A 25,405-nucleotide genomic window follows, 5' to 3' on the forward strand; every position below is an offset into this window, starting at 1 on the left:
AAGACAAATCTTAGGGAGATTCTTTTCGATTTAAATTCCTAAAATAAGTTTGGCAATCATGAAATAGATTAAAATGCCAAAAATATCGTTACTTGTTGTAATAAATGGTCCTGTTGCAATTGCTGGATCTATACCTCGCTTATCTAGAAATAAAGGTACAAATGTCCCAATTAATCCTGCTACAATAATAACTACAACAAGTGATACCGAAATGGCAAGCGCTAAATTAAAATCAGATTGCGTAATCCATACGAAAAGGAATAAAAAAACAGCTAATATTAAACCGTTTAATGCAGCTAAAAGCATTTCTTTAATTAGTCGGCTATTAATACTTCCTTTAACATCGTCGTTAGCAAGACCTTGTACAATTATAGCACTTGATTGCACGCCAACATTACCTGCCATTGCTGCTATTAAAGGTGTGAAAAAGAAAAGTTTAAAAGCACCTCCCTTAAATGATTCTTCGAAACCGCCCATAATTAAAAAAGCTCCTATACCTCCAATAAGTCCTAAAAAGAGCCATGGAATTCTTGCTCTTGTAAGTTCCCAAATACTATCATCGGCCTCTACATCTTGTGTAATACCTGCTGCTAATTGATAATCTTTTTCGGCTTCTTCTTTCATGACATCTACAATGTCATCAATAGTAATGCGCCCTAACAGTTTATGGTTATCATCAACTACAGGAATGGCTTCTAAATCGTATTTTTGCATGACTCTAGCAACATCTTCAACATCATCATGTACATTAACATAGTCTACATTTACTTTAACTAGATCAGCTATTTTTCGGTCACTTTTAGCAACAATTAAATCTTTTAAAGACAGTCTACCAATAAGTTTTTCTTGCTTATTTACTACATAAATGGAGTGTACGCGTGTTACTTCTTCGGCTTGACCGCGAATTCTTCGCATACAACCAGCAACCGTCCATGTTTCGTAAACTTTAACAAGCTCTTTTGCCATAAGCCCACCCGCAGTATCTTCATCATAGGCAAGAAGTTCTGTAATTTCTTCTTTATGCTCTTCGTCTTCAATATGAGAAATAACTTCTTGTTGGCGTTCCTCTGATAATTCGGCAATAATATCGGCAGCATCATCGGTATCTAACTCTTCAACTTCTTCGGCTATTTCTTTTGATGATAGATTTTTTAAAACTTTTTCTCGATTGTCTTCATCGAGTTCCATTAAAATATCTGCAGTTGTTTCAGAATCTAGAAGCTTAATAACATACATAGCCTGTTCTAGATTTAATTCATCTAAAATTTCGGCAATATCGGCGTAATGAAACTCATCTAATAAGGTTCGAAGTTCTTTATCGCTTTTATTTTCGATAAGTAACTCAACTTGCTCAATAAGTTCATCGGTTAACTGAAATTGTATGTTTTCGTTTTCTTCTAACAAATGGAAAAAATTTAAAAAATTCTAAACGTCTTTTTCAATTAATTGGGTAAGTTCTATAAACTGTTGCACATTTAATTGTTCTGGACGTTTCCCAAAGATACTATCTTCTCTTAAACTATCGCTTAAATTCAATGTTTTTAAACTGTTACGAATGGTTTTTCGACGTTGCTGAAAGGCTGTTTTTACAACTTTAAAAAACAACTTTTCATCACATGGTAATGAATAATCTTCTTTTCTAGTAAGTCTTAAAACACCAGATTCTACTTTTGGTGGCGGATTAAAAACATTTGGTGGTACAGTAAATAAATACTCGGCATCATAAAATGCTTGTACTAATACCGATAAAATACCATATACTTTACTACCTTCTTTCGAGCAAATACGTTGTGCAACTTCTTTTTGAAACATTCCAGAGAATTCTGGAATTTGATTACGCATTTCCAATGTTTTAAAAACAATTTGTGTTGAAATATTATATGGAAAATTGCCTATTATTGCAAAAGGTTCTTCTTTAAAAACTTCGTTTAAATCGTATTTTAAAAAATCTTTTTCTATAATTCTAGACGCCAGATTTAAGTAATTGGCTTGTAAATATTCTACCGATTCGGTATCTATTTCAATAACATAGGTTGTGATGTCTTTTTTAAGTAAATACTTAGTAAGAACACCCATTCCTGGACCAATTTCTAAAACATTTTTATAGTTTTTTAAAGCTAGTGTATCGGCAATTTGTTGCGCTACAGATTCATCATTTAGAAAGTGTTGCCCTAAATGTTTCTTTGCTTTAACTTGATTTTGGTTGTTATATGCCACGAATTTACGGATGTTTGAAATGCAAAAGTAATCTATTAAATGGACTCCTGCCTTTACAGGAATAACAAAAACTATTTAAAGTTTACCGTATACTCATCAATAATTTGAAGTTCGGTTCTGAAAGCTAACATTTTATCGGCAAATTTTTTCATGCCTTCTTCTCTTAACTTATCGGCATCGTCTCTAAAATAAGCATCTAAAGCTTCACGAGAATACGAACGATATTGTACCGAATAGGTAAGTCCTCCCATATCTTCCTCAACCAAAACCTTGGTTAAAGTTGCTTTTTCAAATTTACCGGTGGCTAACACTTTTGGAATATGTTGTTTTATCCAAATTAACCATTCATCGTGAATAGATTCGTCTATGTTTGCTGTTACGTTATATATGTACATTGGAAGTTATTCGTTTTTTGTTAAGTCTGTTTAATTATCTAATTAATAGCATCGCCCCGTAAAGCCCTAAAACGTTTTCTAGCTTCAACAAAATAAATACTATCGGCATGATTAAAAAGAATTTGCTCGTATAATGCTTTTGCTTCTTCGGGTTGCTCTAAATACTTTGTATACAGCTCTGCTAATTTATATAGGGCATCGTCTATTAAAATACCATCACGATAGTTAGCAATAATAGACTTATAATTTGTAGCCGCTTTTTCAAATTGTTGTTTTCCTTCAAACAATTGCCCTTGTTTATATAATGCCTGTGCTATAATAGGCTCTGTTTTATGTTCGTTTAAAACTTTATCTAATAAATTTATAGCTTCATTATTTCTATTTTGAAAAGCTAACAAATCGGCTTTAGCATATAGTTTTAGTGCTGTTTGTAGAGAGTCTTCATATTTATTGTCTGTAATAAGTAGTTTTAATTCGAGTGCATCATTAGCTGTAAGCTGAGATGTAGATGCTTTTAAAATTTTAAGCTGAGATTCTGCCCATTTAAAATCGCCTTTATAATAACTTGCTTTTGCTACTTTATACCTAGCTTCTTGAGAAATAGTACTGTTTTTTAAATTCCTCTGAATTTGTGTGTAATAAATTAATGCTTGATTGAATTTTTCTTGTAATACTAAAATATCGCCTAACTCTAATTTAACAGCTGCCTTTTGTAATTCGGTTAAAGGCAATTTTAAGGTTTTCTCTAAAAATGAAGTTGCTTTAGCTGTTTCATTCATATAAAAAGCTAAAAAGTGCGCGTATGAAATTTGAAGGTTTAACGTTTGTGAAAAGTTTCCAAATTCTTCAAATAAAGCTAAATATTTAGTCTTGATACTATTATAATCTTCTTTTACTGCTTCTTTTATTTCTAATTGAAGTAACCTGTATTGCGCGTTTAATAATGTGTCTTGATCTTGAGCTGTTTCTATTATATACGTGTATATTTCTTTAGCTGTTTCAGTATCATTTTCGCTAGAAGCTATGTCGGCTAAATCTTCTATACTATTTAAACTTTCTGGTTGCCTATTAAAAATAGCTTTTTCTTGAATAAATGCCTTTTTAAAATCTTTTTGCTGAATAAATAGCCAACTCAATAAGGTGTTCCATAATAAATTAGGCTCTTGCTGGTTTTTTTTAAGCAGAATTTTTCGAAATAACATATTGTTTTCGTTCATGCCATCTTCACTTATAAAACCATTTATCTGACGCTTTATATTACTTAATGACGCTGGGTTTTTTTCGGCAAAATCAATATAACTTATAAACATTTTTTCAATATTTCCTTGTTCGCCATATAGTTGAGCTAATTGTAAATTGAAATTATAATCGGGTTTTAACAACATTGCCTTTTCATAAGAAACAATAGCTTCTTTTAAAAGCGAGTGACTTTGAAAAGTTCTAGCCAAAGACATTGCATTAATTGGTCTATCATCAATAGTAGCAAGTGCTTTATTGTAATTTATAGTAGCATTTTCTAAATCGTTCTGAAGTTGATAATTATATCCCAATTCTACTATAAAAGCAGGATATTTTGCTCGATTTAATAATTTTAATAAAAAAGCCTCAGCCTCTTTATATTGTTCTAACTGTTGATGTGCACTAACTATTTGATTTATATACGTAATATTAGAAGGCGATTTTTTATATAGATTTTTATATTCATGCAAAGCCTTTTCATATTCGCCATTTTTATAATAGTCTTTAGCAAGTATATCATCTGCCTGAGCAAACATAATAGTGCTAGTAAAAAGGCATACAATAAAAAGAATTGAAAATCTCATGCTGTAAATATAACAATTGTGATTTTTAGATGTTGAACTCGTTTAAATATTATTATAAAAAAATGCCCGAATAAAATTCGGGCACTAACCAACCAAAATAAATGTCCTATTTTATTTAACTAACTGTTAATTAAAAAAACAATGTCGTACATGATTGGGGACAATCTTTAATTTTTATTAAAAATATCCATTATAAATGAAGCCTTAACACGTTGTATTAAGGTATAATTTTCATAAAACCGTTAATTATTTGCTTACAATTACTGCTGTTTTATTTTCGGATTTATAAATTTCGAAATCTGAAAATAAAACCTTACTTGCGAAAAAAATCAATGCAAATAAAAGCACAAGGCGTTTAACATTTTTCATGGTAGGTTAAGTTTACTAGGTTTGGGTATGCTAATGTCAAAAACAAATACCAAAACACAAAACAAATGAACCTAAAATCGTTAAACAACTTAATTATCTTGCGCTTAATCGATTATAAATACAAAAACCTGCAAAATTGAAGGTTTTTACTTTCTTTTTCTAATGTGATATTTTTAATCAATAATACTAAAACCAGTATAAGGTTGTAACACTTCTGGAATAACAATACCATCTTTAGTTTGATAATTTTCTATAATACCAGCAAGTACTCTTGGCAACGCTAAAGAACTTCCGTTTAATGTATGTGCTAGTTCGTTTTTACCTTCACTATTTTTAAAACGAAGTTTTAAACGATTTGCTTGAAAAGTTTCAAAATTTGATACTGATGAAATTTCTAACCAACGGTCTTGAGCTGTTGAAAACACTTCAAAATCATAAGTTAAAGCAGACGTAAATCCTAGATCGCCTCCACAAAGTCTTAAAATTCTATATGGTAATTTTAATTCTTGTAGAATGGTTTTAACATGATTTACCATACCATCTAAAGCTTCATAAGATTTACTTGGGTGTTCTACACGTAAAATTTCAACTTTGTCAAACTGATGTAATCTATTTAAACCTCTAACATGCGCGCCATAGCTTCCTGCCTCACGACGAAAACATGGTGTATACCCTGTAATACTAATAGGTAAATCGCTTTCATTAAGTAATGTATCTCTAAAAATATTAGTACCTGGCACTTCTGCTGTTGGTATTAAATATAAATTATCTCCAGTAACATGATACATTTGTCCTTCTTTGTCTGGTAATTGTCCTGTACCAAAAGCAGATGCTTCGTTTACTAAATGGGGTAACTGATATTCGGTATACCCTGCTGCTGTATTTTTATCTAAAAAATAAGCAATTAATGCACGTTGTAATCTAGCACCTTTTCCTTTGTAAACAGGAAATCCAGCACCTGTAATTTTGTTACCAAGTTCAAAATCTATAATGTCATATTTTTTTGCTAATTCCCAATGCGGTAATGCGCCTTCATGCAAAACAGGAATAGCTCCTTCTTTAAAAACCTCTTCATTATCTTCTTCCGAATTTCCAGGAGGAACAATCGCATTTGGAACATTTGGTATTTTATAAAGCAATTCGTTTAACTCATTAACTTTATTACCAAGTTCATCAGTCAATTCTTTTGATGTTTCTTTTAACTGACTGGTTTTTTCCTTTAACAAGTTTGCTTTTTGAGCTTCACCAGACTTATACAAATTCCCTATTTCTTTGGATAATGCATTAGATTCTGCCAACGTATTATCTAATGAAGTCTGAATACGTTTTCTATCTTCATCTAAAGTAATAACGGCATCAATTATACTCGTAGCATCCATACATCTTTTTGCTAATTGAGTAATTACCAAATCTTTGTTCTCTCTAATAAAAGGTACTTGTAACATTTGTTTAAAATTTAAGCGACAAATTTAGGGAATTGCGGAGATAGTAAGGAATTTTTTGAAACTAACTTTCTAAAAAATTGATGAAAAGAAATTATATAATTAAGTAATTTATTATTAACCAAAATGTTTTGCTATATATTCTAGCGTGGTTTCTTTATCTTTTGCTAATTGAATTTTTAAAGCATCAACCGATTCAAACTTTTTCTCATCGCGAATACGCTCTAACAAATCTATTTGAATTTCTTTACCGTAAATATCTTTACTATAATTTAAAAAATGAACTTCAACAGTTTCTTTTTCGCCATTAACTGTTGGGTTTACACCTATATTCATCATACCATAAACTAACACATCATCAATTACAGAACTCACAATATATGATCCTTGTTTTGGTATTAACTTATAGTTTTCTTCAATTAAAATATTAGCCGTCGGGTAATCTATTTGCCTTCCTAAAGCTTTACCTTTTACAACCGTTCCTGTTAACATAAAATTATATCCCAAAAAACTATTGGCTTTTGCAATATCACCTTCGCTTAGTGCCTTTCTAATTTTTGTAGAGCTTACAGCTACATCATCTATGTCTTGCACCGAAATTTCTTCTACATCAAAACCATACAAATTTCCGTAAGTTTTTAAATCATTTATATCAGCGTTTCTATTTCTTCCAAATCTATGATCGTAGCCTATTATAACTTTCTTTGCATGCAACTTATCGACTAACAATTCTTTTACAAAATCTTCGGCAGAAAGTCTCGAAAAATCTTTCGTAAACTTTTTAATAAGTAAATAGTCTAACCCTAAATCTTTTAAAATTTGACTTCGCTCATCAATCGTATTAATTAATTTAATGTTTGAATCTTTTTGTAAAACCATGCGAGGATGTGGAAAAAAAGTAAGAATTACAGATTTTAAACCTTCCTCTATACCATTATTTATTAAGCGCTTAATTATTTTTTGATGCCCAATATGTACACCATCAAAAGTACCAATAGTAACTACTGTAGATTCTTTAGATTTATACGCTTCAATATTTTTAACCTCGCTCATAAAAAGCACTAATTGCCATTTTAATTAAAAAAAAACTAAATTTGTAAGTAATGTTAAATAAGATTACCCCAAATAATATTTTATGAAAGCAAAACTACATTATGTTTTAGCAACTACCATATTTTTGATTAGTTTTTCGGTTTTTGGACAAAATAATTTATTTTCTAAAATTGAAAAGAGCAGCACTTTACAATCTAAAACAAAAAGTAAAGGTCTTGAAAAAGGAATTACTTTTGAATTTGATTACAAGGCATTATCAAATGCGTTATCAAATACTTCAAAAAAATCTTCTAAAGAAAAAACACCCAACATAATAATAAGTTTACCTAACACTAATGGCGAATTTGAAAGATTCAAAATTGAAGAATCGTCAGTTATGCATCCTGATTTACAAGCTAAATATCCTGAAATAAAATCTTATATAGGTTACGGTATAGATACTCCATCAGCATATTTAAGATTTAGTTTATCTCCTTATAAAGGTTTATCAGGAATTGTTTTAGGGAAAAAAGAAACTCAAATTTTCGAAGCTAATTCTAAATTAACGAACCAATTTACGGTATTAAACAAATCTGATAATTCTAAAACAGATAAGTTTAATTGTTCTACAATAAATTCTAATTTAAAAAAATCATCAAAATATTTTGGCATAAAAGATGCTGATGACAGTCAAAAAAGAATTTACAAATTAGCAATTTCTGTTACTGGTGAATATGCTTCTTTTCATGGAGGAACATTAGCGTCAGTAAATGCTGCTTTAGTATCAACTATAAGCAATGTAAATGCTGTTTTTGAAAACGATTTTAATGTATCTCTACAATTAATTGCAACTAATGATGCTGTAATATATTTAGATTCTGGTACAGATCCTTACTCAGGATTTTCAAATTACGCTTCTGAATTACAAACAACTTTAGACACTCAAATTCTAGAAGCAAATTATGATGTTGGTCATTTATTATCTGCAATAGGGTTTGATGGAAACTCTGGATGTATTGGGTGTGTTTGTGTTGATGGCATAAAAGGGAGTGGATATACATCAGACACAAGTCCTGATGGATTTAATTTTGATATAGACTTAGTAGCACATGAAATAGGACATCAATTTGGAGCTAATCACACTTGGACACATGATGGAAATGAGGGAGAAGATGTTCAAATGGAACCAGGAAGCGGCTCAACAATTATGGGATATGCAGGTATTACTGGCTCTACAAATGTTCAATCTCATAGTGATGCGTACTTTCATGCCATATCTATAGAGCAAGTTACTACCTATATAAAAAGTACGTCTTGTGCTTCAATTGTAAATACTGGAAATACAACACCTACAGCAAATGCTGGTAGCGATTTACTATTACCTATAGGTACAGCTTTTAAACTTAATGGGGCTGGTAGTGATACTGATGGAGATGTTATCACTTTTTGCTGGGAACAAATTAATGAAGATAACGCAGCAACTATATATCCAAATTCGAATTCAAGTAATTCTAACTCCATTCTTTTTAGATCGTATTCTCCAACAACAAGTAGCACAAGGTATTTTCCTAATTTAACAGACCTTAAGTTTGGTATAAACTCCACGCAATGGGAAAAAATACCAAACACAGATAGAACTGCAGATTTTAGATTAACTGTTAGAGATAATAAAACTGGTGGCGCAAACAATGCTCATGATGATATGGAAGTTACTTTTGATACTTCTTTTGGCCCTTTTGAAATTACCTCTCAAAATACATCAGGAATTTTATGGGCAAGCGGTACTTCCGAAACAATTACCTGGAATGTAAATAACACCAATACATTAACAGGAGCTTCAAATGTTAATATTTTGCTTTCAACAGATGGCGGTTTAACCTATAATACTATTGTAAATAATATTCCTAACAATGGAAGTTATTCGCTTACTGTACCAAACACACCTGCACCTTATTGTAGACTAATGATTGAACCAACAAATAATAATTTCTTTGCAATAAATTCTGAAGATTTTGCAATAGATTATATTGTAAATACTACTTGTACTCAATATAATTCGCCTTCAAATTTAGGTTTGTCTATTACTGACAATGGAGCTGATTTTACTGAAAGTCATATCTTTAACATTAATGATTCTTCAATTATTTCAGATATTAATATTGGTTTAGACATTTCACATTCCTATATTGGAGATTTAGCTATTGCTATATTAAGCCCTAATGGCACAGAACTATTACTAAAATCTTCTAATGACTGCGATTCTGAGGAGAATATTGTTGGGGTTTTTGATGATAGTGCTATTACTTATAATTGTTCTAATGCTGCAAGTAATATTGCTTCTAAATCTATTAATGATTTACTAACTGGTTTTAATGGTGAAAATACTTTTGGGAGTTGGACAATTAAGTTAGGTGATTTTGAAAATGGAGACACAGGAACATTAAATTCTTGGTTTATAGAAGTTTGCGAAACAACAGAAACACCTCTAAGTATTAATGAATTTGATTTTGTTGATTTTAAAGTTTACCCAAACCCTAATAAGGGAGAATTTATCATTAAACTAAATAGTACAACTTTAAATAAAAATAAAATTAATATTGGTGTTTACGATTTAAGAGGTAGATGTATTTATAAAAACAGTTTTGAAAATAGGACTGATTTTAATAAAAAAATTAGCTTAAAAAATGCACAATCAGGCATCTATATTTTAAATGTTAGTGACGGTATTAAACAATCTACCAGAAAAATTATAATTGAATAAAAAGAAGCTCTATTTTATTTTCCATTAAAAGTATTCATCGTATTATTTACGCCTGCAAGTGCAAAAGATTTTATAAGTGCTACAGATTTTTCTAAGCGTTCATTTAAACCTTTGTTTTCTTCATCGGTCCATTCGCCTAAAACATAATCTACTTGCCTTCCTTTACTAAATGCATCACTTATACCAAACCTAAAACGGTTATATTTTGTGGTATTTAGCTTTTCTTGAATATCCTTTAACCCATTATGTCCACCATCGCTTCCTTTCATTTTAAGCCTAATACCTCCAAAAGGTAAGTTTAAATCGTCTGTAATTACTAATAAATTCTCTAAAGGAATTTTTTCTTTAGTTAACCAGTACAAAACCGCTTTACCACTTAAATTCATATAGGTGTTAGGTTTCAAGAATACAAAAGTTCTACCTTTAAGTTTGTATGTAGCTATATCTCCTAGCTTTTGAGTTTCAAACGTAAAATCTTCTTCTTTTGCAAAATAATCTAATATTTTAAAACCTATATTATGACGCGTATTGGCATATTCTCCTCCTATATTCCCTAAGCCAACAATTAAATATTTCTTCATATAATCTTGCTCTTTAATATGTGCTTTCTTATTAAATAATTGAAACAAAAATCTACACATAAAAAGATTGTTTTTGTAAAAATAAAAAAGCATCCTGAATAAACAGAATGCTTTTTAATATTTAATAAAGAATATGTGTTATTCTTGAGCTGCTTCTGCTGCTGGTGCTTCTGCTCCTTCAACTTCTTCATCGTCATCATCATCAACAACTGCTGTTCTAGAAGTTCTAACCGCACATACTACTGCATTATCATTGTGTAAAAAAGTATAGTTATCACTAGGTAAATCTCCCACAGCAATTTTATCTCCAATTTTTAATGGTGTAATATCTACTTCAATAAAATCTGGTAAATTTGCAGGAAGTGCTTTAATACGTAATTTACGGTAAGGTCTTCTTAAAACACCTCCATTTTTAACACCTCTAGAGTTACCTACTAAGTTTACTGGAATATTTAAAGAAATTTCTTTGTCTTCAAATAATTGATAGAAATCTACGTGTAAAATTCTATCTGTTACAGGGTGAAATTGAATGTCTTGAAGTACTGCATTAAAAGTTTCTCCATTTTCTAAATTAATTACAACTGTGTGCGCATTTGGTGTATACACCAATTTAGAGAATGCTAATTCAGTTGTTGAAAAATGAACTGGCTTATCTCCTCCGTATAGTACGCAAGGAACCTGACCAGCATTACGTAAGGCTTTTGTTGCTTTTTTGCCTACGCTTTCTCTTTGAGATCCGTTGATTGTAATTGATTTCATCTTTTTTATATATAATTTAATTAATAATTATTCTTATTTAACGCCTTACTCTTTCTTTTTATGAATTAGTAAAGGACTTGCTACATTACAAATTTTGAACTAATAGATTGATTGTTGTGTACTTTCTCCATAACCTCAGCAAATAAATTGGCACAACTTAAAACTCTAATTTTATCACTTAAAGGTTTAACTGGTATAGAATCTGTAACTATTAATTCTTCTAATTTTGAATTGTTTAAATTATCGTAAGCTTTGCCCGATAATATTGGATGCGTACATATAGCTCTTACACTTAAGGCTCCACGTTCCATCATTAAATCTGCTGCTTTTGTTAAGGTTCCTGCAGTATCTACCATATCATCTACCAATACCACATTCTTACCTTCTACATTACCAATAAGCTCCATGTGAGAAATAATATTAGCTTTTTCTCGCTGCTTATAACAAATAACAACATCGCTAGCTAAAGCTTTAGAATAGGCATACGCACGTTTTGACCCCCCCATATCTGGTGAAGCTATTGTTAAATTGTCTAAATTCAAGCTTTTCAAATACGGTAGAAAAATAGTAGAAGCAAATAAATGATCTACAGGTTTTTCAAAAAACCCTTGTATTTGGTCTGCATGCAAATCCATTGTAATAATACGAGTAGCTCCGGCAGCTTCTAACATTTTAGCTACTAATTTTGCTGCAATAGGCACTCTTGGTTTATCTTTTCTATCTTGTCTAGCCCATCCAAAATAAGGTAATACTGCTGTAATATGTCTTGCTGAAGCACGTTTTGCTGCATCAATCATTAACAACATTTCCATTAAATTTTCTGGTCCAGGGTTTGTAGAACCAATAATAAAAATACGAGTACCACGAATAGACTCTTCATAAGATGGTTGAAACTCCCCATCACTATAAGTAGAAGTTATTACATTCCCTAATTCGGCACCAAAGGCCTTAGCAATTTTTTCACCAAGCACTTTACTCTGTGTACATGCAAAAATTTTAGCTTCGGTAATTACAATTGGCATAGTTAACTTGTTGTTTTATAGTGCAAAACAGCACCTTATTTTAAACGAGGTGCAAATTTATGCATTTATTTTAACCTAAAAAGTATATTGACTAGTATTTTTATGCATAATATCGAAAAAAACTATATTTTTGCTGTCCAATATTAGCTCAAGTGGTGGAATTGGTAGACACGTCGGATTCAAAATCCGATTCTTCGGAGTGCGGGTTCGATTCCCGCCTTGAGTACAGATAAAAAACCATAGTTAACAACTATGGTTTTTTTTGCTCATTTATTAAAAAAACACACTCTTCGTTTTTATCTATTCTTTCACATCTAATGGATGCAACAAATCTTTTAGTGAGTGCTACATACTTGCTATTAATAAATTCTGTTATCAAATAGTTTTACACAAAACAAACGAAACTAAAACATATGCTTATTTTGCAATAAAAACCTAAGGCTTTTAAACAATTTATTAAAAATTATTCTGTCAAAAAAAAGCCTTTCATTGAATAATAAATGCATATATTTAAGTGCCAAATACTTTTTTAAGACACAATTAATTTTATGATGAGAATAATTTATTCATTCATTATTTTTTTCTATTTATTTAGTTTAAATATCTGTGCACAACACAACTATCAAGAATATCGCTTTGTAAATATAAAAGATGGTATTTCAAAAGCTGGTGTGTCTACTATAAACCAAGATCACCATGGTTTTATTTGGCTAGGAACTAATGGCTCTGGCTTATACCGTTTTGACGGCATTGATTATGATTATTACAAACATGTTTTAAACGACTCAACTTCAATTAGTAACAACCTGGTTTACTGTTCATTCATAGACAAAACAAATAAACTTTGGATAGGGACAGAAGATGGACTGAACTTATATGATAGAGAAAATGATCAATTTAAAAGAATCCCCATTTTAAAATCACATAAAAAAAATAAAACAAATATTTCTATTCGTAGCTTAACAACTGACAATGATGGCAACTTATTTATTGGCACAGTTAGAAGAGGTCTTTTTAAATTAAAATTGAAAAATTTAGAAATTGAAAAAATTCCTAACTACACCGCTAACAAAATACCTTTAGCTGTACATGCACTAAAAACCGACAAAAACGGACGTGTATTTGCTGGCACCAATCAAGGATTGAAAGAATATGACAATAAAACAAACACTTTAAAAACAGTATTATTCAATGGCAAAAATGGCTATATTAGTATAAAAGAGCCCTTACAAACATTATTAATTGATAACAATAACACACTTTGGGCTGGAAGTGTCTCTAATGGATTATTTAACATAAAAATGAATACTAATTCTTTTTATGAACTTAATAATTTTTCCTTTTCAAATAATCGATTTTTATCGATGACACAATTACCTGATGGTAGTATAATGTGTGGAACAGAAAATGATGGTTTATTTCACATAAAAAACAATGGTATTGTTTTAAAAAATTACCTATCAAATAAATCAAATCAAAAGAGCATATTATCCAATTCTATTTGGTCTTTATTTGTAGATAAAAACGAAAGAATATGGTTAGGGTATTACAATAAAGGTGTAGCAATTTATGACAAACTATACGATAAATTTAAAAATTTAGAAAGCACCCCTAATAACCCCAATTCATTACATATTGGATCTGTAACTGGTATAGTTCAAGGTCATTTAGGTAAAATATGGATATCTATGGATGGTGGAGGAATAGATGTTTACGATAAATCTACAAATAAAATTACTCACATAAATCAATTTGACAATAGTACATATTCTGGCATAAATAATGATTATTTTGAAACATTATTCATAGATAGTAAACAAAATATTTGGGCAGGTAGCTGGAATCATGGACTGTTTTTTTTAAAGAAAGGAACCAAAAAATTTATTAATTATAGTATGGCCTCAACAGGAGGACAACTTAAGTCTAATACTATTTTTAGCATTGCTGAAGATTCCGACGGAATTATTTGGATTGGTTCTTTCTATAAAGGTCTGCATTCATTCGACCCGAATAAAAACAAATTCACCTATTATGATACAGAACCTTTTATAAAAAATTCTTTAAACAATGCTGACTTTAGAAAAGTATTGGTGGATTCAAGAGATAATTTATGGCTAGGAACAGAAATTGGATTATTTAAAATTAACAAAGAAAATCCCGATAATATAATTATTACTTCCATGACAGATAAAATGTCTGAAGAATATAAAAATTACACGAGTGCAAACTATATTCTATCTTTATTTCAAGGAAAAGACAGCAACACCTTATGGATCGGCACTAGAGGCGCAGGACTTTGTAAATACAATTATACTACAGACACGTTTACTTGGTATAATAAATTTAACAATTTAGCCGAAGAAAATGTTTCTGGAATCATTAATGATTTAGACGGCAATATTTGGGTAAGTGGAAATTCAGGTATTTCTAAATTAAACATAAAAGACAATACATTTACAAATTTCACAAATAATGACGGACTTTTATCAAATGATTTTAATATAAATGCAGCGTTTAGAGACGATAAAGGAATACTCTATTTTGGAAACTTTCAAGGTGTTGATTATTTTAAACCAAGTGATATAAAAACAAATACGAGTTTAACTTCTCTATATCTCAAAGAATTTAAAATATTTAACAAAAAAACGCATCCTTCACAAAAAGACTCTCCATTAAAAAAAGTCATTTCAGAAACCGATAGCATTTCACTAACTAGTAAACAATCTGTTTTTACTATTGAGTATTCTGGCATAAACTATACCAGACCTGAAAAAAACGAATATGCTTATTATTTAGAAGGCTATGAAAAAGATTATAATTATGTTGGAGATTTAAGAAGCGCGACCTATACTAATTTAGATCCTGGAAACTATACATTTAAATTAAAAGCCTCAAATAACGATGGTATATGGAATGAAGAACCATTGTCGCTACAAATAACCATTTTACCACCATGGTGGAAAACAAATTGGGCCATAATAACATATATCTTTTTATTTTTATTAGGACTTTTAATCTTAAATAAAATGACTCAAAATAGAATTAAAGAAAAAGAATTAATAAATAACGAAAGAAATAAAAGGCTTCAAGAAAAGGCATTGAATGAAAAGAAATTTCAATTTTTTACAAACATCTCACACGAATTTCGAACACCATTAACTTTAATAAAAAATCCGCTTGAAGACATTATTAGAGACACAAGTTTAAATTTACCTAATAGAATAAAACAGAAACACAATATCATTCATAAAAATACAGATAGATTATACCGTTTAATCAATGAATTATTAGATTTCAGGAAACTAGAATTAGATAAAGTTAGAATTAAAGCAGGAAAACTAAACTTAGTTTCACTAACAAAAGATGTAGTAAGTCATTTTAAAGAAGAAGCTTTTTCCAGAAACATCCATTTATCTATAGATACAGACGTTACAGAACTTTTCGTTTGGGGAGACGAAAGCATGTTAGAAAAAATTATATTTAATTTATTATCAAACGCTATCAAATTAACTCCAGATGGCGGCATTATAGGAGTTGATCTTATTTCAAAAGAAGAATTAATAAAGCTGCCACTCGTTGATACCGAAAATAAAACAAAAGTAATTGAATTAGCAATTTCAGATACTGGTCCAGGCTTAAAAGAAGACCAGGTAAAAAGAATTTTTGAAAGATTTTATCAAGTTGATAATTTAAACAAAACATACTACGGAGGTACAGGCATAGGCTTAGAAGTTGTTCAAAACTTTGTACAATTACATAAAGGTAAAGTAGAAGTTAAAAGTAAATTAGGTAAAGGAACTACGTTTAGAATTCTATTACCAATTGGCAAATCTCATTTTAATGAAAACGAATTAGCTTCAAACTCTTTTGGTGTTTCAAATAAAAAAGAACCCTTTATACGAACAAATGTAAACACTGGTTCAGAAAACAATACACCTATTAGCGAAAGTGACATGAATGAAGATTACACCTTACTAATAGTAGAAGACAATGTTGAACTTAGAAATTATTTAAAAGAAGAATTTAAAAACACCTATAAAGTACTGACTGCAAACAATGGAAAAGAAGGTATAGAAGCAGCAAAAAAAATATTACCAGACATTATTATAACAGATGTTGTAATGTCTGAAATGGATGGCTTTAACTTTTGCAAAAAAATTAAAAACGACTTAAGAACAAGTCATATTCCTCTATTAATGCTTACAGCAAAAACACAAATAGACGATAGAATGGAAGGTATTGAACATGGCGCAGATGCTTATATGGTCAAACCATTTGATATAAGGCTATTAAAATTACGCCTATCTCAATTAATAACAAGTAGGCAATTAATTTTCAATAAATATTTCAGTTTAATAAGTGATGTAGAAAATATTAAAACAACCTCTTTAGACAAAGAATTCATTAATAAAGTACTGAATTATATTGATAAAAATATTGGAAATCCAGATTTAAGTGTTGAATCAATGGCCTCTGAAATGAATTTAAGTAGAAGTCAGTTTTACAGAAAAATTAAAGCCCTAACAAATCAAACGGCCAATGAGTTTTTAAGAAATATTAGACTTCAAAAAGCAAAACAAATAATAGAAAAAGGTAATACAAATATTAGTGACGTATGTTATAAAATAGGGTTTTCATCGCCATCTTACTTTACTAAATGCTTCAAAAGTTATTTCGGACACTTACCCACAGAGGTTAAATAAATATCTACAGCATCCAATACTCTTTATTAACAACACAACAATTAAAAGCTTGTTTTTCAAATACATATATGTATAAAAATAAATACAAGACTATTCTTCTCTAAAACAAAATTAAAAAATGTTGCACATAATACTACAAATGTTGCATTTCGTGTAATACACATTCCAATTGCTACATTATTCTTATCTATTGCGCAATATTTCATATTAATGTTATTCCCTTAAACATAAATTTGACTCCATGGGGAGTAATTCAGATAAGAAACAATTTGTAGAAATATTTCTAATAGTTGCAATTATTGCACTATTGCTATTTCTTATTGTTATTGTTTTTTAACAAATAACACTCATAAACCAAATAAAACTAAATAATTACTAACACATTCTAAACTAAATTTTATGACAAACTTTTTACTATTAAAAAAGGAAAGCTTTAAACAGTTAGGATACGTATTCCTAATGCTTGTTTTTTGCGCAGGGGCAAATGCTCAAACAACAGTTACAGGATCTGTGTCTGACCAAAATGGTCCGCTACCAGGTGTAAGCGTTATTGTTGAGGGCACAACTAATGGTGTTGCCACAGATTTTGATGGAAACTATACGCTTAACGATGTACCATCTAACGGTACTCTAGTTTTTAGCTATGTTGGATATACTAGCCAAAAAGTTTCTGTAAACGGAAAAACATCTATTAACATTGTTTTAACCGAAGATTTACAATCACTTGCTGAAGTCGTTGTTGTAGGTTATGGAACACAAAGTAGAGCCGAAGTTACTGGAGCGATTTCTTCAGTAAGTTCTGAATCTATTACAGCAACTCCTGTAGTAAACGCTGAACAAGCACTTCAAGGTAGAGCTGCTGGTGTAACAGTTATTAATAATGGTTCACCTGGAGCATCTCCAATTGTACGTATTAGAGGATTGGGTACTACGAATGGTAATAGCCCACTTATTGTAATAGATGGTGTAGTATCAGGAAATGGTTTATCTGGTATAAACCCAAATGACATAGAATCTATGAACGTCTTAAAAGATGCTTCAACAACAGCAATTTATGGATCACGTGGAGCTAATGGTGTTGTTATGGTGACTACTAAAAAAGGTCTTAAAAACGGAAAAGTAAATGTTACTTTTGATACTTATGCAGGTGTACAATACATTTCAAACAGATATGATGTATTAAATACAGCACAATATTTACAATACGCTAATGATTTAGGAGTAACTATTGGTAGAACAGATGTTAGTGGTGAAACAAATTGGCAAGATGAGTTATTTACATCGGGTTTAATGACAAACTACGACTTAGGAATTTCTGGTGGTGGAGAAAATAGCAACTACAAGATTTCTGCAGGATATGCTGACCAAGATGGAGCGGTTGTTGAAACTGGGTTTAAAAGATATTCATTTAGAGCAAACAGTAACTTTTCTCTTGGTAAAGTAAAATTTGGAGAAACGTTAGCCATGTCGTTTAATAATCAAGCACCAGAAATTGCATCAGGTGGACGTTCATTAATTGAACATGCTATAAAAATGGCTCCATACTTATCAGTTTATAACTCAACTAATTTAGGCGGTTATCAAGGACCAAGTTCAAGTGTTGATGGACAGGATGCTGAGAACCCTGTTAGAATCATGGAATTAGGTAACAGACAAAATAATTACCTAGCTATAACTGGAAGCTTATTTGGCGAATATGATATCATTGAAGGATTAAAATTTAAATCTCAATTAGGTTTTGATTATAGAAATTACAAAAATAGTGCTTTCTCACCGTCTCATAATGACGATGATTTAAATACTGGTACAGGTGTTCAAACTTATGCTCAAATAGATAAAAATACAGGAGTAAATCAAAACATTATTTTTACTAATAGTTTAAATTATGAAAGAACCCTTAATGATGTTCATAATTTCGATTTATTACTTTTAACAGAAAGACAGGCTAGTAAGTTTACCTCTATTAACGCACAAAGCAGAAATTTCCTAACTGATGGTATAGAAGAATTATCAAATACAAATGCTACGTTATCTTCAAGAACAGATAAATATACTTTAGTTAGTTATTTAGGAAGATTAAACTATAACTACGATCAAAAATACATATTTGCAGCATCCTTGAGAAGAGATGGTTCTTCTAGGTTTGGAGCAAACAACAGATGGGGATGGTTCCCTTCTCTAGCTTTAGGTTGGAATATTGCAAAAGAAGACTTTTTATCTGATTCTAACTTCAGTAATTTAAAATTAAGAGGTAGTTGGGGTGTAGCAGGAAATGATAATATTGGAAACTATGCATATACTACGTCTTTAACACCTAATTTCTTTTACCCTTTTGGTGGTAATAACGCAACAGGTGTTACGGCTGAAGGTGTAGCAAATCCTAATGTAAAATGGGAAGAAACAACCATGATTAATATTGGATTAGATGCTGGGTTATTTAATGATAAAATAACAATGGCGTTAGAATATTACAATAATGAAAGTAACGATTTATTAATGCGATTAAATCTAGCTGATTCTTTTGGGTTTACTAATAACTTTGTTTACGATAATGTTGGCTCAGTAAAAACACAAGGATTAGAACTTAGTTTAGGTTATAATGATTTTGATGGCGACTTTACTTGGTCTGCCAATTTTAATTTAGGAACATCTAAAAACGAAGCCCTTTCATTAGGAGGACTAGATGATATTACAGGTGGTAATTTTGAAAATGAGAATTTAACACGTGTAGCTCCAGGAGAATCGTTATTCCATTTTTTTGGTTTACAAACAGATGGTATATACCAAAATCAAGCAGAAGTAGATGCTGTATTTTTTAATAACTTAGGACAAACAGCAGTGCAACCTGGCGATATTCGTTTTAAAGATTTAAATGGTGATGGTGATATTAATGCAGATGATAGAACAGTTATAGGTAATCCATTTCCAGATTTTACTTATGGTTTAAATTTAAGTGCAAATTACAAAAACTGGGATGCTAGTATGTTTATAAATGGTGTTGCTGGCAATGACATTTATAATACTAATATATATGATTTACAAGGGATGCCTCGACTATTTAATTCTGGAGTAGAAATACTAAACAGATGGACAGGTCCTGGAACTTCAAATACAATACCAAGAGCTTTAGGAGCAACTCAAAATGTATCTGCATCAGATCGTTTTGTTGAAGACGGATCATATACTAGACTTAAAAATATCTCAATTGGATATACTTTCGATTCAGAAGCTTTTAAAAGTATGTTCTCTAAATTAAGATTATATGTTAGTGGTCAAAATTTAATCACAATCACAGACTATTCTGGTTTAGATCCAGAAATTGGAAATCCACTAAATTCTAGTTCTTTTGAGATTGGTGTAGATAGAGGTAATTACCCGCAACCAAAATCTTTTTTAATTGGTATTCAAGCATCATTTTAATTTAAAAACTTATTCGTTAATTATGAAAAAATACAAATATATATTAGCAATAATTCTTGGTGTTATAACCATTAATTCATGCGACGAAAGTGGGCTAGAGCAAATAAACAAAAACAACATAGCCCCAGAAACATTCTTTTCTACATCTAGTCAAGTACAGGCATCTGTAAATGCTATTTATGCTAACTTACAAACTAGAGGGCTTTATGCACGTCATATGTTTTTTATGATGGATAATATGGCTCATGAAAACGGAGGTAATAACCAATTAGAAGCAGATAAAAGACAGTATTTAGATTTTTCTTTTACTTCTGCACATGGAGCAATTGCTGCATATTGGAATAGCTGTTACAAAGGCATCAATAAAGCAAACTTTGTCATTGGAAATCAAGATAAAATAAATGAGTTGCCTGATGGTGTTTTAAATCAAACCAATAAAGCTAAGTTTATTGGAGAAGCAAAATTCTTAAGAGGACTTTATTATTTCTTTTTAGTAACTAGATATGGAGATGTTCCATTAATTACTTCTATTCCAGAAGATGGCGTGGGCTCTCCAAGAAGCCCAAAGGCAGATGTTTATCAGCAAATTGTTACAGATTTAAAAGATGCTTCAAATACACTTTTAAGTAAATCATCTGAAGAAAATGGAAGAGCAACTAAAGAAGCTGCTATAGCTTTACTAGGTAAAGTCCAATTATTTAGAGGAGAGCATCGACTAGCATTAGACGAATTTGAAAAAATTTATGGAGATTACCAATTAGAGAATAATTTTTATGATAATTTTAAGGAAGAAACAGAGCATGGAGTTGAATCTATCTTCGAAGTTGTTTATGACGATGATTTAGGAAATAGTGCTGTTTGGAACTCAGATTCGAGTGGAGAAGGTCTTAATGAAGTAACTTTTAGAGGACAAGAGTATGGTTTTAACGATTGGTTTAATGTATTTCCTTCAGATGACCTTTTAAACGAATTTGAAACTGGAGATACTAGATTTTCAGACACATTTTATGTAAACGGAGATACTTTTGGTGCAAATAACGAATTTACTGTAAATGCTTTTCCTAGCAACGGTGGCGGCAATGCAGGTTGGAAAAAATACCAAAACTATTATAAAGACGAACATGAAGATATGGCTTCGGGTATTAACTGTAAAGTTATTAGGTATGCAGACGTTTTACTTATGATGGCTGAGTGCGAAAATGAAGTTGGAACACAAGCAAAAGCAATAGATTATATCAATGAGGTTAGAGAAAGACCAAGTGTTTCATTAACTCCTTTGGCTACAACTCTTACAAAACCACAAGTATTTGATGCTATAGTACACGAACGCAAAGTAGAATTGGCTGGAGAACAATGTCGCTTCAATGATCTTATAAGATGGGGATTAGCTGGTACAGTATTAAATGGCACTGGTTTTCAATCAGGAAAACATGAAGTATTCCCTATTCCATTATCTGAAATAAGTTCTAATGAAAACATAACTCCTGCAGATCAAAATACGGGATATTAAAAAATAATTAGTTTGGTTTTAGTTTATTTAAAAGAAAAGCGTATTAGAAATAATACGCTTTTTTTATCTATTTTTAAAAGGTATTAACAATCTTTATAAAATGCTTTCACAACGATTATCATTATATATTCTAATTCTTATTGTATGCTGCGGATGCAATGAAGACTTTGCAAAAAAGACTTCTAATACCGGTACCCTTTTTTCATTAGTTCCTAATTCTATTTCTAAAATAGAATTTAACAATACAGTAAAACAAACCAATGCCTTTAATTGTCTTAATTATGAGTATGCATTAATTGGGGCAGGGGTTGCTGTAGGTGATATTAACAATGATGGATTACAAGACATATACTTTGTATCTAATCAAAACTCCAACAAACTTTATATCAATAAAGGAAATTTCACCTTTGAAGATATTACTGCAAAATCAAACACAACAGATAACGACGGATGGTCTACAGGTGTATCAATGATAGATATTAATAATGATGGTTGGTTAGATATTTACGTTTGTAAGTCGGCTTCAATGGATAATCCGGAACTTAGAAAAAACAAACTTTTTATAAATCAAAAAAATGGCACATTTAAAGATGATGCTAAAGCTTGGGGCTTAGATCATAATGGATTTTCCATTCAATCATATTTTTTCGATTACGATAAAGATGGAGATTTAGATATGTATCTAGTAAATCATAGAACAGATTTTGAAAACACATCAAGAATTGAAAAAAATCAAAAATTCTATCCAGAAACGTCCGATCATTTATTTAGAAACGATGGAAATCATTTTACGAATGTTACTTTACAAGCAAAAGTTATAAACAAAGCTTGGGGTTTAAGCGCTTCTATTGGCGATTATAATAATGATGGTTGGCCAGACATATATGTTGCTAACGATTATTTGGCTCCAGATTTCCTATATATAAATAAAAGAAACGGTACGTTTTCAAATCAAATCAATACGCGTTTCAAGCATATAAGTTATAATAGTATGGGATCTGATTTTGCCGATATTAACAACGACTTTCTACCAGATTTAATGGTTTTAGAAATGTCTGCAGAAGACCATATTCGTAGCAAAGAAAATATGCCAACGATGGATACAAAAAGCTTTGAGCGCATGGTAAAAGCAAACTATCATCATGCTTACATGTCAAATGTTTTACAATTGAATAACGGCAATGGCTCATTTAGTGATATTGGACAATTAGCTGGAGTTTCTAAAACAGATTGGAGTTGGGCTCCTTTAATTGCAGATTTTGATTGTGATGGTTTTAAAGACGTATTTGTAAGTAATGGTGTTGAACGAAATTTTGCCAACCAAGACTATGCTCATAAGGTGAAGAAGAATTTAGATGAACATATTGAAATGACTAAAATGGAGGTTATTGAAATGATGCCATCAGATAAATTATCTAATTATAGTTTTAAAAACAATGGCGATTTAACCTTTAAAAACACAAAACACAGCTGGGGATTTGATAAAAAACTAAACTCTAATGGCGTTGCCTATGCCGATTTTGATAATGATGGAGACCTAGATATGGTAATGAATAACATGTCTGATTTGGCTAGTCTTTATAAAAACAATTCTACAGGCAATTATCTAAATATAGAATTAATAGGATGTAATAAAAATATAAATGCTATTGGAGCAAAAGTTAAAGTCTACACTAATAATAACTCACAATATCAAGAACTTTATACATCGCGCGGTTACTTATCGTCTGTTACAAATGTTCTTAATTTTGGCTTTAATAATGAATCAACAATTAACAAACTAGAAGTTGTTTGGGATAATGGTTCCGTTTCAATACTAGAAAATATAAAAGCAAATCAAACTATAACATTAAATATAAATGATGCAACTAACGCTTCTCCAACTAAATTTAATGTAAACAGAAACTTAACCCCTATAAAACCTCAACAACTCGGAATAAACTTTATTCATACAGAAAATGAATTTAACGATTTCGATAAACAAGTATTATTACCTCAAAAGTTATCTCAACAAGGTCCAGCCTTGTCTGTAGCAGATATAAACAATGATGGCTTAGAAGATATTTTTATAGGTGGATCAAAAAATCAATCTGGTGTTATTTATTTACAAAATACCCAAGGTACATTTACAGAACTTAAACAACCTGCTTTAATAAAAGATAACGGATTTGAAGATGTTGATGCCCTATTTTTTGATGCAGATAATGATAATGACATAGATTTATATGTAGTTAGTGGAGGTTATGAGTTAACTAAAAACAACAAACTACTGCAAGACAGACTCTATTTAAATGATGGCAATGGGGTTTTAAATAGAAGTAATAACTTCCCCAAAATACTAACAAATACTAAAAGTGTTACATCTGCCGATTTTGATAATGATGGCGATTTAGATTTAGTTATTGGAGCACATACACTTCCTAGCAAATACCCTTTAGCAGGAAAATCTTATATTTTAAAAAACGAAAATGGCAATTTTATTGATGCTACAAAAGAAATTGCTCCAGAACTAAATAGTATAGGTTTAGTTAACGATTTAATTTTTTCAGATTTCGATAATGATAACGATAAAGACTTAATTATAGTTGGAGATTGGATGCCTATTACAATTTTAGAAAATGATAACAATCATTTTTCAAAAATATCTGTTACCAATTTTTTAGAAACAGAAGGTTGGTGGAATACCATTTCAGAAATAGACTTCGACAATGATGGAGACAAAGATTATTTTATTGGAAACTTAGGCAACAACAATAAATTTCATCCTTCAAAAGAAAAACCTTTACACATATACAGCAATAATTTTGATGGCAACGATACTTACGACATGGTTTTAAGTAAAGTTTATAAAGGGAAATTAGTACCTGTTAGAGGTAAAGAATGTTCATCTCAACAAAATGCTTTTGTAAGCGAAAAAATGAAAACTTATAAAGATTTCGCACATTCAACATTAGTAGATATTTATGGAGATAAAGAATTAGAATCCTCTTATCATAAAAAAATAGTGACGTTTAGCTCCGTTTATCTTGAGAACACGGGTAACCAATCATTTAAATTACACAAATTACCAAACACAGCACAAACAGGACCAACTTTAGGTTTTGAATTTAGCGATATTAACCACGATGGGTTTCAAGATGTCATTGGTGTTGGAGCTATTCATGAAACTGAAGTTGAAACAATTCGTTACGATGCAAATCTTGGCTATATCCTTTTAGGAGATGGCAAAGGAAATCTTAATACTTATAAAGACATAAATTTCTATAACGGAAATAACACTAAAGGAATTAAAAAAATAACCATTCATAATAAACCGTATTATTTAATTGCAAATAATAACGAAAGAATAACTGTTTACAAAGAAAACTAAT

Annotated in this window: 14 protein-coding genes and 1 tRNA gene; 6 read left to right on the forward strand and 9 right to left on the reverse strand. The window is 30.5% G+C overall.

The window, feature by feature from the left end; all coding sequences use genetic code 11:
* Positions 1-30: 30 nt before the first annotated feature.
* From mgtE to ACH5TX_RS05685, 6 genes are all read right to left on the reverse strand, one after another.
* A complete protein-coding gene (gene mgtE / locus ACH5TX_RS05660) occupies positions 31-1,404 on the reverse strand; it encodes a magnesium transporter (RefSeq protein WP_439338560.1) in 1,374 nt (457 codons plus the stop codon).
* Positions 1,405-1,425: 21 nt separating this feature from the next.
* Positions 1,426-2,217: a 16S rRNA (adenine(1518)-N(6)/adenine(1519)-N(6))-dimethyltransferase RsmA gene (gene rsmA / locus ACH5TX_RS05665; RefSeq protein WP_439338561.1), complete on the reverse strand. Its 792-nt coding sequence runs from the start codon at positions 2,215-2,217 to the stop codon at positions 1,426-1,428.
* 71 nt (positions 2,218-2,288) lie between these two features.
* Positions 2,289-2,612: a DUF4286 family protein gene (locus ACH5TX_RS05670; protein ID WP_439336150.1), complete on the reverse strand. Its 324-nt coding sequence runs from the start codon at positions 2,610-2,612 to the stop codon at positions 2,289-2,291.
* 38 nt (positions 2,613-2,650) lie between these two features.
* On the reverse strand, positions 2,651-4,435 hold the full coding sequence (locus tag ACH5TX_RS05675) for a tetratricopeptide repeat protein (protein ID WP_439338562.1): 1,785 nt from the start codon (positions 4,433-4,435) through the stop codon (positions 2,651-2,653).
* 542 nt (positions 4,436-4,977) lie between these two features.
* Positions 4,978-6,249 (reverse strand): serine--tRNA ligase, encoded by a 1,272-nt coding sequence (gene serS / locus ACH5TX_RS05680; RefSeq protein WP_439338563.1) that lies wholly within the window; start codon positions 6,247-6,249, stop codon positions 4,978-4,980.
* 114 nt (positions 6,250-6,363) lie between these two features.
* Entirely contained in the window at positions 6,364-7,299 is a 936-nt protein-coding gene (locus tag ACH5TX_RS05685) for a bifunctional riboflavin kinase/FAD synthetase (protein ID WP_439338564.1), read from the reverse strand.
* A gap of 82 nt (positions 7,300-7,381) precedes the next feature.
* On the opposite strand from ACH5TX_RS05685, the gene ACH5TX_RS05690 reads away from it, so the two are divergent.
* Positions 7,382-10,039 (forward strand): zinc-dependent metalloprotease, encoded by a 2,658-nt coding sequence (locus tag ACH5TX_RS05690; RefSeq protein WP_439338565.1) that lies wholly within the window; start codon positions 7,382-7,384, stop codon positions 10,037-10,039.
* Between the two features lie 14 nt (positions 10,040-10,053).
* Here the strand turns inward: ACH5TX_RS05690 and pth are convergent, their stop codons facing one another.
* The 3 genes from pth to ACH5TX_RS05705 all read right to left on the reverse strand — a co-directional run bounded on the left by pth (position 10,054) and on the right by ACH5TX_RS05705 (position 12,401).
* Positions 10,054-10,680, reverse strand: a complete 627-nt coding sequence (gene pth, locus ACH5TX_RS05695) for an aminoacyl-tRNA hydrolase (protein WP_439338566.1) — start codon at positions 10,678-10,680, stop codon at positions 10,054-10,056.
* Positions 10,681-10,758: 78 nt separating this feature from the next.
* On the reverse strand, positions 10,759-11,379 hold the full coding sequence (locus ACH5TX_RS05700; protein WP_439338567.1) for a 50S ribosomal protein L25/general stress protein Ctc: 621 nt from the start codon (positions 11,377-11,379) through the stop codon (positions 10,759-10,761).
* 80 nt (positions 11,380-11,459) lie between these two features.
* Positions 11,460-12,401 (reverse strand): ribose-phosphate pyrophosphokinase, encoded by a 942-nt coding sequence (locus tag ACH5TX_RS05705; RefSeq protein ID WP_439338568.1) that lies wholly within the window; start codon positions 12,399-12,401, stop codon positions 11,460-11,462.
* 146 nt (positions 12,402-12,547) lie between these two features.
* Here ACH5TX_RS05705 and ACH5TX_RS05710 point away from each other — a divergent pair.
* From ACH5TX_RS05710 to ACH5TX_RS05730, 5 genes are all read left to right on the forward strand, one after another.
* Positions 12,548-12,627 (forward strand) — tRNA-Leu (locus ACH5TX_RS05710).
* A gap of 322 nt (positions 12,628-12,949) precedes the next feature.
* On the forward strand, positions 12,950-17,104 hold the full coding sequence (locus tag ACH5TX_RS05715) for a two-component regulator propeller domain-containing protein (RefSeq protein ID WP_439338569.1): 4,155 nt from the start codon (positions 12,950-12,952) through the stop codon (positions 17,102-17,104).
* 399 nt (positions 17,105-17,503) lie between these two features.
* Positions 17,504-20,524, forward strand: a complete 3,021-nt coding sequence (locus ACH5TX_RS05720; RefSeq protein ID WP_439338570.1) for a SusC/RagA family TonB-linked outer membrane protein — start codon at positions 17,504-17,506, stop codon at positions 20,522-20,524.
* 22 nt (positions 20,525-20,546) lie between these two features.
* Positions 20,547-22,034, forward strand: coding sequence for a RagB/SusD family nutrient uptake outer membrane protein (locus ACH5TX_RS05725; protein WP_439338571.1), 1,488 nt, complete (start codon positions 20,547-20,549; stop codon positions 22,032-22,034).
* 100 nt (positions 22,035-22,134) lie between these two features.
* Positions 22,135-25,404, forward strand: coding sequence for a VCBS repeat-containing protein (locus ACH5TX_RS05730; protein ID WP_439338572.1), 3,270 nt, complete (start codon positions 22,135-22,137; stop codon positions 25,402-25,404).
* Position 25,405 lies beyond the last annotated feature (1 nt).

The organism is Thalassobellus citreus, from assembly GCF_044385915.1.
Lineage (GTDB): Bacteria > Bacteroidota > Bacteroidia > Flavobacteriales > Flavobacteriaceae > Thalassobellus > Thalassobellus citreus.